The following is a 13,485-nucleotide window of genomic DNA, read 5'->3' as shown; positions in this document are numbered from 1 at the left end:
CACCATCACCACCGACACCACAAACCCCGAGGCGCCCGTCGTCAGCTCGCCGAAGGACGGCGACGCGTTGAACACCGGCACCCCCGAGTTCACGGGGACCGGCGAGCCCGGCGGCACCGTGACGATCACCGATCAGCAGGGCACCACGGTCTGCACGGCGGTCGTCCCGCCCTCGGGCGAGTGGAGCTGCGTCGTGGATCCCGCGCTGGCCGAGGGCGAGCACGAGCTCACCGTGACGATCACGGATCCCGCGGGCAACACGAGTTCCGGTGGGACCGTGAGCGTCACGGTCGACTCCGGGCTCCCCGAGGCGCCCGTAATCGTGTCGCCGGCCGACGGCTCCTCGATCGCGAGCACGACGCCCGTATTCTCCGGAACCGGCGCGAACGGCACCCGGGTCACGGTGCGAGTCGCACCCGCGAAGGAGTCCGGCTCATCGCGCGCGAGCCGGGCGAACAGGCTCGTCGTCTGCTCCGCCGAGGTGCAGCAGGGCGCCTGGTCGTGCGGCTCCGGCCTCACGCTCACGGAGGGCCGCTTCACCTTCACCGTGTCCGCGACGAATCGTGCGGGCACCACGGTGACCGGCGCGCCCGTCACCGTCACCGTCGACCTCACGAAGCCCAGCACCCCCGCGGGGAGCGGCTGCGCCGTCCTCGCCGACGGCACGGTCCGCTGCTCCGGAACCGGTGAAACGGCGGGCGACACGGTCGTGATTCGCGATGGCAACGGCGATCTCGTCTGCGAGGCCACGGTTCCGCCGTCGCTGCAGTGGAGCTGCGAGTCCTCGCGCCCGGTGACCGAGTTCCCGCTCAGCATCACGGTGCAGGACCCCGCGGGCAACGAGTCCGGCACCACGACCCTGCCGAGCCCGCCCGCGATCGGGAAGCCCGGCGCGGGCGAGGTGATCCGGGATCCGCAGCCCGAGATTAGTGGCACCGGCACCCCGGGCGACACGGTCGAGATCCGCGACGAGAACGGCACGGTCGTCTGCTCGGCCGTCGTGCGCCCCGACGGCACGTGGTCGTGCACGCCCGCGAAGCCGCTCCCCGAGGGCGAGTCGACGCTCACTCCCGTGATCGTCGCTCCCGACGGCTCGGAGAGCGCGGGCCGGCCGATCCAGGTGATCGTCGATCCCGCTCCCCTGATCACCGAGCAGGACGTCAGCTGCGTCGCGAACGCCGACGGCACGGTCACGTGCTCCGGCACGGCGCCTCCGGGGTCGAAGGTGGAGATCGCCGACGCCGACGGTACGACCGTGTGCTCCACGACCGCGGACGCCGATGGCCGGTGGAGCTGCACCACGACCGGTTCCGTGCCGGGCGGCTCGGTGTCGGTGACCGTCACCTCCCCCGACGGTACCCGCACGACGAGCATCACCGTCTCGGTGAAGAACGGCGAGCACCCGAAGCCGAGCCCGAAGCCCACCCCGGTGCCGAGCCCCGAGCCCACCCGGGCCCCCGGGAAGACCGCCGCGCAGCCGAACGCGCTCGTGTCGACCGGTGCGGCCTCGCTGCTCGGCCTCGGCGTCCTCGGCATGAGCCTGCTCGGTGCCGCCGCGGTGCTCACCCTCGCCGCACGGCGGAGGGAGCGCCGGCGCTAGTCGCCACACGTGGGCCCCGGGATCGCAGCGCGCTCCCGGGGCCCACGTGTGTGCGCTCGGCCGCGCGGGCAGACGGGCATGGGCTACCGCGCGCGCGGGTGCGCGAGGAGGTAGTGCTCCCGCAGCGTGTCCGCGGTCACCTGGGTGTAGATCTGCGTGGTCGTCACGGAGGCGTGCCCGAGGAGCTCCTGCACGGTGCGCACGTCGGCGCCGCCGGAGAGCAGGTGGGTGGCGAAGGAGTGCCGCAGCGTGTGCGGGGAGACCTCGGCCTCGATCCCCGCCCGCTCGGCCGCTGCCCGGATCACGAGCCATGCGCTCTGCCGGGAGAGCCGCCCGCCCCGGGGGCCCACGAACAGGGCGGGCGTGCCCCGGCCCGCGGCGACGAGATGGGGGCGGGCGCGCACGAGGTACGCCGCGAGCGCGCGGCCCGCGTAGCTCCCGTAGGGCACGATGCGCTGCTTCGCGCCCTTGCCCGTCACCTGGAGCAGACCGCCCGTTTCGAGCGCGGCGACGGGGTCGCCCCAGGCGTCCGCGCCCCCGGGGACGGCGAGCAGATCGTCGACGTCGAGCGCGCAGATCTCGCTCACGCGGGCGCCGCTCGCGTAGAGCAGTTCGAGCACGGCCCGGTCGCGGAGCGCCACGGGATCTGCGGCGCTCGCCTCGTCTCCCCCGCCGGCCGCGGCGAGAAGCGCTTCCACGTCCTCGATGGGCAGCGCTTTGGGGAGCCGCTGCGGCCGCTTCGGGGTGCGCACGCCGCTGCCGGCATGGGTGTCGAGGAGCCCCTCCTCGAACAGGAATCGGTGCATGCCGCGCACCGTGGAGAGGCGGCGGGTGATCGAGGCCGGAGCGAGCGGCCGCTCTGCCGCGCCCAGCTCGGCCACGTAGGCGGAGAGCGTTGCGGGAGTGACCGCGGCGAGATCGTCGATCCCCTGCGCGTCGAGCCACGCGGCGTAGGCGGCGAGGTCGCGCCGATACGCGGCCTGGCTGTTCGCCGAGAGGCCGAGCTCGAGCGCGACGTGGCGCAGGAACCGTTCCGCCCCCTGCGCCGCGCTCAGCGACATCAGCGCGAACGCTCTCCGCGGGCGGCGGCGCGCGCCGTCCACGGCGTCTCGGGGTCGCGCAGGTTCGCCCAGTCGCGGGCGCGGGCGGCGGCGGCCGCGAGGACGGCGCTCACGGTGACGGCGTTCTGGATCCGCCCGTCGAGCGCGGCGGTGACCGCCTCGTCGAGCGGCACCCAGTGCGGCACCAGCTCTGCCTCTTCTTCACCGCGCACGTAGTCGTGCGCGATCTCGCGCACCTCGCGTGCGAGGAAGATGCGCATGGCCTCGCTCGTGCCCCCGGGCGAGAGGAACAGGTCGAGCAGGAGGTCCCAGCGCTCGGCGGCGAGGTCGGCTTCCTCCGCGAGCTCGCGCTGCGCGCCGGTGAGGCCCGGTTCGCCCGGCACGTCCATGAGGCCCGCGGGGATCTCCCAGTCGCGGTGCCCGATGGCGTGGCGGTACTGCTGGATCAGGAGCACCCGATCCTCGGCGTCGAGCGCGAGGACCGCAACGGCGCCGGGGTGGTCGAGGTAGTCACGGACGAGCTCGCCGCCGCCGAAGCGGAAGCGGTCGCGGCGCACGTCCCAGACGTGGCCGCGCACGAGCAGCTCGCTGTCGAGCACCTCGACCTCAGCGGGCGCGTCCGCGAGGGGCGCGCCCGCCAGGTCGGGCTGGTTACTCACCGCCGTTGACCTCGAAGAGGCGTGCGGCGTCGCGGCGCGCGATCGCGGCGCCCGCGAGGCCCGCGAACAGCGGGTGCGGGGTGCCGGGACGCGAGCGCAGCTCGGGGTGCGCCTGCGTGGCGATGTAGAACGGGTGCACGGTGCGCGGCAGCTCGACGTACTCGACGAGCTCGCCATCGGGGCTCGTGCCCGAGAAGGAGAGGCCGGCCGCCGCGATCTCGTCGCGGTAGCGGTTGTTCACCTCGTAGCGGTGACGGTGGCGCTCGCTCGCGCTCGGCGCGCCGTAGAGCTCGGCTGCGAGGGAGCCCTCGGCGAACGCCGCCTCGTACAGGCCGAGGCGCATGGTGCCGCCCAGGTCGCCGCCGTCGATGATGTCGACCTGCTCCGCCATCGTCGCGATGACGGGAACCGGGGTCTCGGGATCGAACTCGGTCGAGGATGCGCCCTCGAGCCCCGCGACGTTCCGCGCGTACTCGATGACCATGCACTGCATGCCGAGGCACAGGCCAAGCGTGGGGATCGCGTTCTCGCGGGCGAAGCGCAGCGCGCCGAGCTTCCCCTCGATGCCGCGCACGCCGAAGCCGCCGGGCACGCAGATCGCGTCGACGTCGCCGAGCTTCTCGAGCGCGCCCTCGGGGGTCTCGCAGGAGTCCGAGGGGACCCAGCGAATGTTCACCTTGGTCGAGTGTGCGAAGCCGCCGGCGCGGAGCGCCTCGGTGACCGAGAGGTACGCGTCGGGCAGGTCGATGTACTTGCCGACGAGCGCGATCGTCACCTCGCCCTTCGGGTGGTGCACCGCGTCGAGCACGGGCTGCCAGCCGGTCCAGTCGACCGCGTGCGCGCGCGCCTCGAGCCCGAGCGTCTCGGTGATGATCGTGTCGAGGCCCTGGTCGTTGAGCAGGGTCGGCAGGTCGTAGATGCTGGGCACGTCGATCGCGTTGACCACGGCGCGCTCCTCCACGTCGCACATGAGCGCGATCTTGCGGAGGTTGTCGTCCGTGACGGGGCGGTCGCTGCGGAGCACGAGCGCGTCGGGCTGGATGCCGATCGAGCGGAGGGCGGCGACGGAGTGCTGGGTGGGCTTCGTCTTCTGCTCGCCCGAAGCGCCCATGAAGGGCACGAGGGAGACGTGGACGAAGAACACGTTGCCGCGGCCGAGCTCGTGGCGCACCTGGCGTGCGGCTTCGAGGAAGGGCTGCGACTCGATGTCGCCGACGGTGCCGCCGACCTCGGTGATGATCACGTCGGGCTGCGGCGTCTGCTCCGCCTGGAGGCGCATGCGGCGCTTGATCTCGTTCGTGATGTGCGGGATCACCTGCACGGTCTGGCCGAGGTACTCGCCGCGGCGCTCCTTGGCGATGACCTGCTGGTAGATCTGCCCGGTCGTGACGTTTGCCGCCTGCGACAGGTTGATGCCGAGGAAGCGCTCGTAGTGCCCGATGTCGAGATCGGTCTCGGCGCCGTCGTCGGTGACGAAGACTTCGCCGTGCTCGAACGGGTTCATGGTGCCGGGATCCACGTTGAGATAGGGATCCAGCTTCTGCATGACGACATGCAGTCCACGTGCCGTCAACAGGTTGCCGAGGCTTGCCGCCGTCAGGCCCTTCCCGAGAGAGGAGACAACCCCTCCGGTGACGAAGATGTGCTTAGTGATGCTGGTCTGGTCCGCGCTCTGCTCTGTTCCCACGGGCTTCGATCCTATCAGTAGTGTCCGGGTGCGGGGTGCGAATGCGGGATCCGTTTAGCGGATCTCCTGGCGCGGCACCCACACCTGCTTGATGATCATGAGCACCATGGCGGTGACCGGGATCGAGATGAGCGCGCCGAGGAGGCCGAGCAGCGTGCCGCCGGCGAGCGCGCCGATGACCACGAGCGCGCCCGGCACGGAGACCACGCGGTTCATGATGCGCGGGGTGAGCACGTACGACTCGATCTGCATGTACACGAGGTAGTAGGCGGCGGCGATGAGCGCGGTGGTGGGCGAGTTGAAGAGCGCCACGACGCTGACGAGCACGGTCGCCATGACCGAGCCGACGAGCGGGATGAGCGCGAGGAAGAACACGCCGACGGCGACGAGGCTCGCGAACGGCACCCCCACGATCGACATCATGATGAAGCCGAGCACCGCGTTCATGAAGGCGAGCACCACCATGCCGCTGATGTAGCCGCCGACCGACTTCGTGACCTGCTCGGTGATGTCCATCACCTTCGCGCGGCCGGAGCGCGCGACGAGCGAGTAGAAGGCCCGCTTGATGGTGGGCAGCGAGGCCAGGAAGTACAGCGTGAGGATGAGCACGATGAGCACGGCGGTGAGGCCGTTGGCGATGCCGACGCCCGCCTGCCACACTCCCCCGGCGACCTGCGCCCAGTTCTCCGGGCGGCTGACGAGATCCTGGCCCGTCTTGAGCAGCGCGTCGAAGTCGACGAAGCGGCCGAAGCGGTCGTTGATGTCGATGAACCACGGCTGCGTCGTCACGTCCTTGAAGAGCGTGGGGGCACTCTTCACGAGGAGGGTGATCTGGCTCGCGATCATCGGGATGACGATGCTGAGCAGCGTCGCGATGACGACGACGAAGCCGCCGAAGACGATGCCGATCCCGAGCCCGCGCTTAATGCCCTTGCGCTCCAGCCAGCGCACCACGGGGTCGAGGCCGAGCGCCACGAAGAGCGCCGCCACCACGTACATGATGATGGTGGTGAGCTGGTCGACCATGCCGCCGAAGAGCAGCGCGACGAGCACGCCCAGGGTCACCGTGAAGCCGAGCTGGAACGGCCCGCGCACGACGAACTCGCGCGCGGGGGTCTTCGCCCGCTCCTCCTGGGCGTCGAGGGCGGCCTCGCGCGCGTCGCGGTACATCTCCCGCGTGTCCGCGTCCATCTGCTCGATGTCGGCGTGACGCACTGCGGGGTGCGAGTCGAGGTACGCGGCCTTGGCCGCCTCGCCCGCTCCGATATCGGGGGTGACCGGGGCCGACTGCTGCCGTCGTCGGAAGATCTTCGCCATGGTGGGAGCGTAGCACCCGCCACCGACGCGGGCACGAATGCGGCGGGCGGGATCCGCCGGGCGGGAATCATCCCGGCGCGATGGCGCGCGGCCGGATGAGCCCGCTCAGGCGTCCGCGGTGCGGAGCGCGAGCAGCTCGGCCGCGTGCTCGAGCGCGCTGTCCGAGTCGCTCAGCCCGGAGAGGAGGCGCGCCATCTCCGCGAGCCGCGCGTCGCCGTCGAGGCGCTGGCAGCTCGATTCCGTGAAGCCGCCCGCCGAGTCTTTCACCACGCGCAGGTGGTTGCCCGCGAACGCGGCCACCTGGGCGAGGTGCGTCACCACGATCACCTGCGAGGTGCGGGCGAGCCGCCCGAGCCGCCGGCCGATCTCGATCGCGGCCGCGCCGCCGACACCCGCGTCGACCTCGTCGAACACGAACGTGGGCACGGGGTCGACGCCCGCGAGCACCACTTCGAGCGCGAGCATGACGCGCGAGAGCTCGCCGCCCGATGCGCTCTTCGCGATGGGCCGAGGCACGGCGCCCGGGTGCGGGCTGAGGAGCAGCTGCACTTCGTCGCCGCCCGCCCCGCCGAGCGCGTCGAGGGGAGCCACGGTCACGAGGAACTCCGCATCGGGCAGGGCCAGCTGGCGCAGCTCGACGGAGACGAGCTCGGACAGGCGCGCGGCGGCGGCCGTGCGCAGCGCTGTGAGCCACTCTGCGAGCGCCTGTTCGCGCTCGGTCACGGCGACGAGCTCGGCCGCGAGCTCCTCGATCCGCTCGTCGTCACCGTCGAGCTCCGTGAGCCGGGCCGCAGCGGTCGCGGAGTACTCGATCACCGCGGCCGAGTCGGCGCCGTAGCTGCGGAAGAGACCGGCGAGCGCCGCGAGGCGTTCGTTCGCGCGCGCGAGCTCCCCCGGCCCGTCCTGGTCGAGGTCGTCGACGTAGGCGGCGAGCTCGCGCGCCCCGTCGGCGATCTGGAAGCTGACGCTGCGCAGCGACTCGAGCACGGTGGCGAGACGCGGATCGTGCTCCGCCACGCGCTCGAGCTCGCGCACGGCGCCGTCGACGAGGCTGCCGGCGTCACGGCTCATGGGGTCGTCGGACTCGGTGGCGAGCGCTTCGTGCGCGGAGGCGGTCGCGGCGCGGAGCGCCTCGGCATTGCTCAGCAGTTCGATGCGGCCGGCGAGCTCCGTTTCCTCGCCGGGCTGCGGGTCCACCCCGGCGATCTCGTCGAGCTCGGTGCGCAGCCGCACGGCCTCCGCGGCGCGCTCATCGCGCGCGGCCGTGAGCTCGGCCACGCGCTCGCCCAGCTCGCGCCGGGTCCGGTGGGCGGCGCGGTACTCGGCGAGCACCCCGGCGAGTTCCGGCCCGCCGAAGCGGTCGAGCGTGTCCCGCTGCGCGGCGGCCGAGCGCAGGCGCAGCTGCTCGGACTGGCCGTGCACGGCGAAGAGGCGCTCGGCGAGGCGGCCGAGGCTGCCCACGGGCGCGTTCGTGCCCCCGACGCTCGCCCGGCTGCGCCCCTCGGCGCTCACCGTGCGGCTCAGCACGAGCTCGCCGTCCTCGACGTCGCCGCCCAGGTCCTCGACCTGCGCGACCACCTCGGGGTCGGTCGTGCGCACGATCCCGCTCACGCGCGCCTGCGCGGCCCCCGTGCGCACGGCTCCCGCGTCGCTGCGCTCGCCCATGAGCAGGCCGAGCGCGCTCACTACCATCGTCTTGCCCGCGCCGGTCTCGCCCGTGATCGCGGTGAATCCGGGGCCGAGCGGCAGCGTCGTATCGGCGATCACGCCGAGATCCCGGATCCGCAGTTCGTCGATCACGCGCGCTCCCCTCGTCCGTTGCCGCGCCACCCCGAGACCGGCAGGTGGAACTTGCGCACGAGCCGGTCGGAGAACGGCGCCGTGCTGAGCCGCGCGAGCCGCACCGAGAGCGGCGAGCGCCGCACCCGCACGATGGACCCGGCGGGCAGCTCGGTGCGGCGGCGGCCGTCGCACCAGAGCACCCCGGGCCCGACGTTCTCGGGCAGGATGCGCACGCTCAGTTCGGAGTCCGTTCCCGTGACGAGCGGCCGGTCGAACAGCGCGTGCGCGGCGATCGGCACCATGAGCATGGCCTGCACGCCCGGCCACACGACGGGGCCGCCCGCGGAGAACGCGTACGCCGTCGACCCGGTGGGCGTGGCGATCACCATGCCGTCACAGGCGAAGGAGGAGACGGGCAGCCCGTCGACGCCGATCTCCACCTCGAGCATGCGGCGCCGCTTCTCGACGCTCGCCTCGTTGAGGGCCCACGTCTCCGCGATGACGGTGCCGTCGCAGCTCGCGCTCACCTCGAGCGTGAGGCGCTCCTCGACGGTGTAGTCGCGCTTCAGCACGCGATCGATCGTGGACGCGAGGTCGTAGCTCTCCATCTCGGCGAGGAAGCCGACGTGGCCGAGGTTGACGCCGACGATGGGGCACTCCGAGCCGCGCAGCAGCTCCGCGGCGCGCAGGATCGTCCCGTCGCCGCCGAGCACGATCGCCACTTCGAGCTGCTCGATCGCCACGTCGTCCGAGAGGCTCGCGACCCGGGATACGTCGAGGTGGGGCGCGAACTCCGTGCGATCCGCACCGTCGAACACGGGCACAACGCCCGCGGCCTGCAGCGCGGCCACCGCAGCGACGGTCGCGGCGATCGCCTCGTCGCGGTGCGTGTGGGAGACGATCAGGATCCGCCGCGCGGCATCCTCATGCACCGTGGTCATCGCGCTCCTTCCGCGGGCCGGCCCCGGCGCGCTCGCTCGTTGCCGCGGGCGCCGTCAGCGCCGCGATCCGCTCTTCCCATTCTGTCGGAAGCGGGGCCGCGCCGCGCGCAAAGTGCACGAGGAACTCGCGATTCCCGCTGCCGCCCGCGATGGGCGAGCGCTCGAGCCCGCGGGCAGCGAAGCCGGACTCAGCCGCGGCTCGCAGCACGATCCGGATCGCCTCGGCCCAGAGCGCCGGATCCGTCACCACGCCGTCCTTCACCCGGCCGACCTCGAACTGCGGCTTGATCAGCAGCACGAGAGCGGCGTCGGCGGCAGCGCAGCGCGCGATCGCCGGCAGGATCAAAGTGAGCGAGATGAACGAGAGGTCGGCGACGACGAGCTGCGGGGCCTCCGCGATGCCCGTGTCCGCCGCGAGGTTCTCCGCCGAGAGCTCGCGCGCGTTGCGCCCCTCGACGAGCCGCACCCGCGGGTCAGCGCGCAGCTGGGGCGCCAGCTGGTCGCGGCCCACGTCGATCGCTTGGACGGCGCGCGCACCGCGCTCCAAGAGCACCTGAGTGAAGCCGCCGGTGGACGCGCCCAGATCGAGCGCGAGCTGCCCGGCGGGGTCGAGGCCGAACGCGTCGAGCCCCGCGAGGAGCTTGTGCGCGGCGCGGCCCACGTAGTGGTCCTCCCCCGCGACGGCCACGCGGGCGCCGGGGGTCACTTTCGCGCCCGGCTTCGACGCCGCCCGCCCGTCGATGCGCACGCTCCCCGCAGCGATCAGCTCGGCGGCGCGGCTGCGGGAGCGCACGAGCGCGAGCTCAGGCAGCACCCGATCCAGCCGTTCCGGATCGCTCCCCCGCCACACGGCCTCGCGGATCGGCGCAGCGGCACCGTCGACCGAGGCCTGCGACTCGGCGACGCGAGGCGCCTGGTCGCCGCTCACCTGATCACGCATCGCCAAGGTCGCCCCGCTGCAGTTCGGTGAGCAACTCGTCGTGCAGCTGCTCGAAGCCCGCGGCCCGCGCGGCGAGCGGCTGCGCCTCGATGAGCTCGACCCGGTCGAGCAGGCTCTCCTCGTCCGCGAATGCGCCCGTGGCGCCCGCAGGCGTCGCCTCGCTCGGCGCCGCGGGCACGGGGGCCGTTGCGCGTGCCGGCGCCGCGCTCGGAGCTGCGGGCACGGGAACCGCGGCACCGAGCGCCGCGGGGCGGGGCCCCGGCACGGGTGATTCGTGGCTGCTCATGCGACCAGCCTAGCCGCCACCGCAGACACGGAGGCGGAGCGTTCGCTCAGCGCCAGTGGTCAGCGTAGAGCAGTTCGGGCACCTTGAGCCCGTAGATCGCGAGCCCGGAGTTCCAGATCGCCGCGCACCCCGCGCGGAGCAGGTTGATCTGCGAATCGCCCTCGGCGTCGATGCGCACGATGTGCCCGTCCATGCCGACGCGAGCCGTGCCGACCTGCATCGAGCCGTCCTTCAGCTGGACCGTGCTCGGGTACGGCTCGTGGAGCTCCGCGAGGCTCGCCACGATGAAGTCGGGCTGCATGTCCCGCGACGCGGCGACGAGCTGCTTCGGGCGGTCGACGCCCGTGAGCACGTGGAGCGACGGGATCCCGGCGGCGCGTGCGCCCTTCATGTCGGTGTCGAGCCGATCGCCGATCATGAGCGCGTTCCGGGTGCCGAAGCGCGCGAACGCGGTCTCGAAGATCGCGGTCTCCGGCTTCCCCGCGAACACGGGGAGGCGCTGCACCGCGGTGTGGACGGCGGAGACGAGCGTGCCGTTGCCTGGCGCGAGGCCGCGGGCGACGGGGATCGTCCAGTCGGTGTTCGTGGCGATCCAGGGCAGCTGCTCGCCGTTCGGCCCCTCCGCGAGGGCGAATGCGGCCTCGGCGAGCTCGGTCCAGCCCACCTCGGGCGCGAATCCCTGGAGCACGGCGGCCGGAGCATCGTCCGCGCTCCGCGTCACGACGTAGCCGGACTTCTCGAGCTCGTCCGTCAGCCCGTCGCCGCCGATCACGAGGATCGTGGCGCCCGGAGCGATCGTCTGCCGCAGCAGCGCGACCGCGGCCTGCGGCGAGGTCACCACCTCGTTCGGGGTCACCGTGAGGCCGAGCTCGCGGAGGTGCTCCGCGACAGCGCGATCCGTGCGCGAGGCATTGTTCGTGATGTAGCCGAGCGGCAGCCGCTCGGCGGCTCGGTTCAGCTCCGCAACGGCGCCGGGGATGGCGCCCGGTCCGCGGTAGACCACGCCGTCGAGGTCGGCGAGCAGCAGCTCGCGACCGTCGACGGGCGCGGGACCGAGCGGCGTGCGGCGCCGACCGAACAGGCTCACTTCGCTCGCTCCTCCGAGGCCGCATCGTCGGCTTCCGGAGCATCGTCGGCTTCCGGAGCATCGTCGGCTTCCGGAGCCTCACCGGCCTCCGGAGTCGTGTCGGTGATGCCGGCCTCGGCGAGCAGTTCGTCGACCTCGGCCTCGACCTCCTCCGCGAACGAGCGCTTCGGGGCCGCCGGTTCGGCGGGCTCAGCTGCCTCGGGCTCAGCGGCCTCGGGCTCAGCGGCCTCGGGCTCAGCGGCCTCGGGCTCAGCGGCCTCGGGCTCAGCGGCCTCGGCTGCCTCGGCGTCCGTCTCCGGCACTGCCTGTGCGGCATCGGCGTCGGCGTCTGTCTCGACCGCTGCGTCTGCCTCAATCGCCGCGTCCGCGTCGACGCCGTGATCCTCGTCGTACTCCGGCTCCGGCTCGACCTCGAGGATCTCGAAGACCTCGAGCTCGTCGCGGCCGCCGTGGTGCGCGGCGAGCGCCGCGAGGGCACGGTCCGCGTGAGCGAGCCAGCGCTTGGCCTCGGAGGCGCGGCCGAGATCCTCGAGCACCGCGGCGTACGCGGCGAAGAGGTCGGGGCTCCACGAGAAGGCCTTCGACGGGTTCAGCTCGGGGATCTCGAGCTCGAACAGCGCCTGCTGCGTCTGGCCGAGGTCGAGGCGCGCGCCGGACATGGCGATCGCAAGGTGCACCCGCTCCTCGGTCTCGAGCGTGCTGGCGTCGATCTCGTGACCGGTCTCGATCGCCTTCTCCGGGCGGCCGAGGCCGCGCTCGCAGTCGACCATGAGCGCAACATGCTCCACGCGACCGCTCAGGCGTCGGTGCGTGCGCAGCTCGCGCAGGGCGAGGGCGAAGTCGCCCGTGCGGTACGCGGTGATCGCGAGCGTCTCGCGGGCCACGGGGATGCGGCCTGCGCGGCGGCTCGCCGAGAGGGCGTGCTGGTGCGCGAGCTCGGGATCGTCGTCGATGAGGAAGGCGACCATCGCCAGGTGACGCGCGACGCGATCCTGCAGATCCACCTGCAGCGTCTTCAGCTCGTTCCGGGCCGCGGGGTGGAGGTCCTTCGCGCTGACCTCGTCCGGCAGGATCGGGTCGTCGTGCTCCGCGCGCACGGGACGCAGCTCGTGCTGCAGGCGCTCCGCCTCGGTGAACTCGCGGTCACGGCCGCCGCGGTCGCTCCGGCCGCCGCCGCGCGTGCCGCCCCGGCCGTAGCTCTCGCGGGGACCCTGATCCCGTCCGCCGTCGCGGCGGGGGCCGCCGTCACGGCGGGGGCCACCGTCACGGCGCGGACCGCGATCGTCGCGGTCGCCGCGGAAGGGACGGCGCTCGTCGCGCTGCCCACCACGATCGTTCCGATCGTTCCGGTCGCCGCGGTAGGGGCGGTCGCCGTCGCGCTGCGGGCGCTGACCGCCACGGTCGTCGCGATCACCACGGAACGGACGGCGCTCGTCCCGATCGCCGCGGAAGGGACGGCGCTCATCACGCTGGCCACCACGATCATTCCGATCGTTCCGGTCGCCGCGGTACGGGCGGTCGCCGTCGCGCTGCGGGCGCTGACCGCCACGGTCGTCGCGATCGCCACGGTACGGGCGACGCTCGTCCCGATCACCACGGAAGGGACGGCGCTCGTCACGCTGCCCGCCACGGTCATTCCGATCGTTCCGGTCGCCGCGGTACGGGCGGTCACCGTCGCGCTGCGGCCGCTGGCCCCCACGATCGTCGCGATCACCACGGAACGGGCGACGCTCGTCCCGATCACCACGGAACGGACGGCGCTCATCGCGCTGCCCACCACGATCATTCCGATCGTTCCGGTCGCCGCGGTACGGGCGGTCGCCGTCGCGCTGCGGGCGCTGACCGCCACGGTCGTCGCGATCGCCACGGGGACCGCCGGAGAACCGGTTGGGGCCGCCATCGCGGCGCTGCGGACGCCCTGCGGAATCATCTCGACGCGAGCGCGGCCCGTCGTTCCGGTCGCCGCGGTAGGGAGAACCCTCCCGACGCTTGCGGGGAGCACCGTCGTCCGGCCGTTCGCTCCGGTCACGATCGTTCATGTGCTGCCTCCTGCTGCGCGCTATTCAAAACAAGTCTATAAATGAGTAGAGGGCCGCATTCGGACGCACCATCACTGGTGTGCCCG

12 protein-coding genes are annotated in these 13,485 nt (G+C 72.8%); 2 read left to right on the top strand and 10 right to left on the bottom strand.

What is annotated here, in order from left to right; genetic code table 11:
- A partial coding sequence (locus U874_RS0109130; protein ID WP_025134238.1) for an Ig-like domain-containing protein occupies positions 1-1,600 on the top strand: 1,600 nt, incomplete at its 5' end.
- An 83-nt stretch (positions 1,601-1,683) separates the two neighbouring features.
- Here U874_RS0109130 and U874_RS0109125 read toward each other — a convergent pair.
- The 10 genes from U874_RS0109125 to U874_RS14310 all read right to left on the bottom strand — a co-directional run bounded on the left by U874_RS0109125 (position 1,684) and on the right by U874_RS14310 (position 12,457).
- Positions 1,684-2,661 (bottom strand): site-specific tyrosine recombinase XerD, encoded by a 978-nt coding sequence (locus tag U874_RS0109125; protein ID WP_029988085.1) that lies wholly within the window; start codon positions 2,659-2,661, stop codon positions 1,684-1,686.
- Positions 2,661-3,320, bottom strand: a complete 660-nt coding sequence (locus U874_RS0109120) for an NUDIX hydrolase (RefSeq protein WP_025134236.1) — start codon at positions 3,318-3,320, stop codon at positions 2,661-2,663. Before U874_RS0109120 ends, U874_RS0109125 begins: the two co-directional genes overlap by 1 nt.
- Complete coding sequence (locus U874_RS0109115; RefSeq protein ID WP_025134235.1) at positions 3,313-5,007, bottom strand: CTP synthase; 1,695 nt, start codon at positions 5,005-5,007, stop codon at positions 3,313-3,315. The genes U874_RS0109120 and U874_RS0109115 overlap by 8 nt, the downstream gene beginning before the upstream one ends.
- A 54-nt stretch (positions 5,008-5,061) precedes the next feature.
- The gene (locus U874_RS0109110; protein WP_025134234.1) at positions 5,062-6,324 is read right to left on the bottom strand and encodes an AI-2E family transporter; all 1,263 of its coding nucleotides are present in this window, start codon (positions 6,322-6,324) and stop codon (positions 5,062-5,064) included.
- Positions 6,325-6,429: 105 nt separating this feature from the next.
- Positions 6,430-8,124 (bottom strand): DNA repair protein RecN, encoded by a 1,695-nt coding sequence (gene recN / locus U874_RS0109105; protein WP_025134233.1) that lies wholly within the window; start codon positions 8,122-8,124, stop codon positions 6,430-6,432.
- A complete protein-coding gene (locus U874_RS0109100) occupies positions 8,121-9,047 on the bottom strand; it encodes an NAD kinase (RefSeq protein WP_025134232.1) in 927 nt (308 codons plus the stop codon). Before U874_RS0109100 ends, recN begins: the two co-directional genes overlap by 4 nt.
- Positions 9,031-9,987 (bottom strand): TlyA family RNA methyltransferase, encoded by a 957-nt coding sequence (locus tag U874_RS0109095; RefSeq protein ID WP_025134231.1) that lies wholly within the window; start codon positions 9,985-9,987, stop codon positions 9,031-9,033. The genes U874_RS0109100 and U874_RS0109095 overlap by 17 nt, the downstream gene beginning before the upstream one ends.
- Complete coding sequence (locus U874_RS15810; RefSeq protein WP_232755901.1) at positions 9,980-10,273, bottom strand: hypothetical protein; 294 nt, start codon at positions 10,271-10,273, stop codon at positions 9,980-9,982. The genes U874_RS0109095 and U874_RS15810 overlap by 8 nt, the downstream gene beginning before the upstream one ends.
- A gap of 46 nt (positions 10,274-10,319) precedes the next feature.
- Positions 10,320-11,360 carry an HAD-IIA family hydrolase gene (locus U874_RS0109085; RefSeq protein ID WP_025134229.1) on the bottom strand — a complete coding sequence of 347 codons (1,041 nt, stop codon included), beginning with the start codon at positions 11,358-11,360 and terminating at the stop codon, positions 10,320-10,322.
- Positions 11,357-12,457, bottom strand: a complete 1,101-nt coding sequence (locus U874_RS14310) for a hypothetical protein (RefSeq protein WP_025134228.1) — start codon at positions 12,455-12,457, stop codon at positions 11,357-11,359. The genes U874_RS0109085 and U874_RS14310 overlap by 4 nt, the downstream gene beginning before the upstream one ends.
- Here U874_RS14310 and U874_RS14305 point away from each other — a divergent pair.
- Positions 12,443-13,444, top strand: a complete 1,002-nt coding sequence (locus U874_RS14305) for a hypothetical protein (RefSeq protein ID WP_157834245.1) — start codon at positions 12,443-12,445, stop codon at positions 13,442-13,444. The genes U874_RS14310 and U874_RS14305 overlap by 15 nt on opposite strands.
- Positions 13,445-13,485 lie beyond the last annotated feature (41 nt).

It is taken from the genome of Leucobacter sp. PH1c (assembly GCF_000633415.1).
In the GTDB taxonomy this organism is placed as follows: Bacteria; Actinomycetota; Actinomycetes; order Actinomycetales; family Microbacteriaceae; genus Leucobacter.
This window is presented reverse-complemented; position numbering and strand designations above follow the sequence as displayed.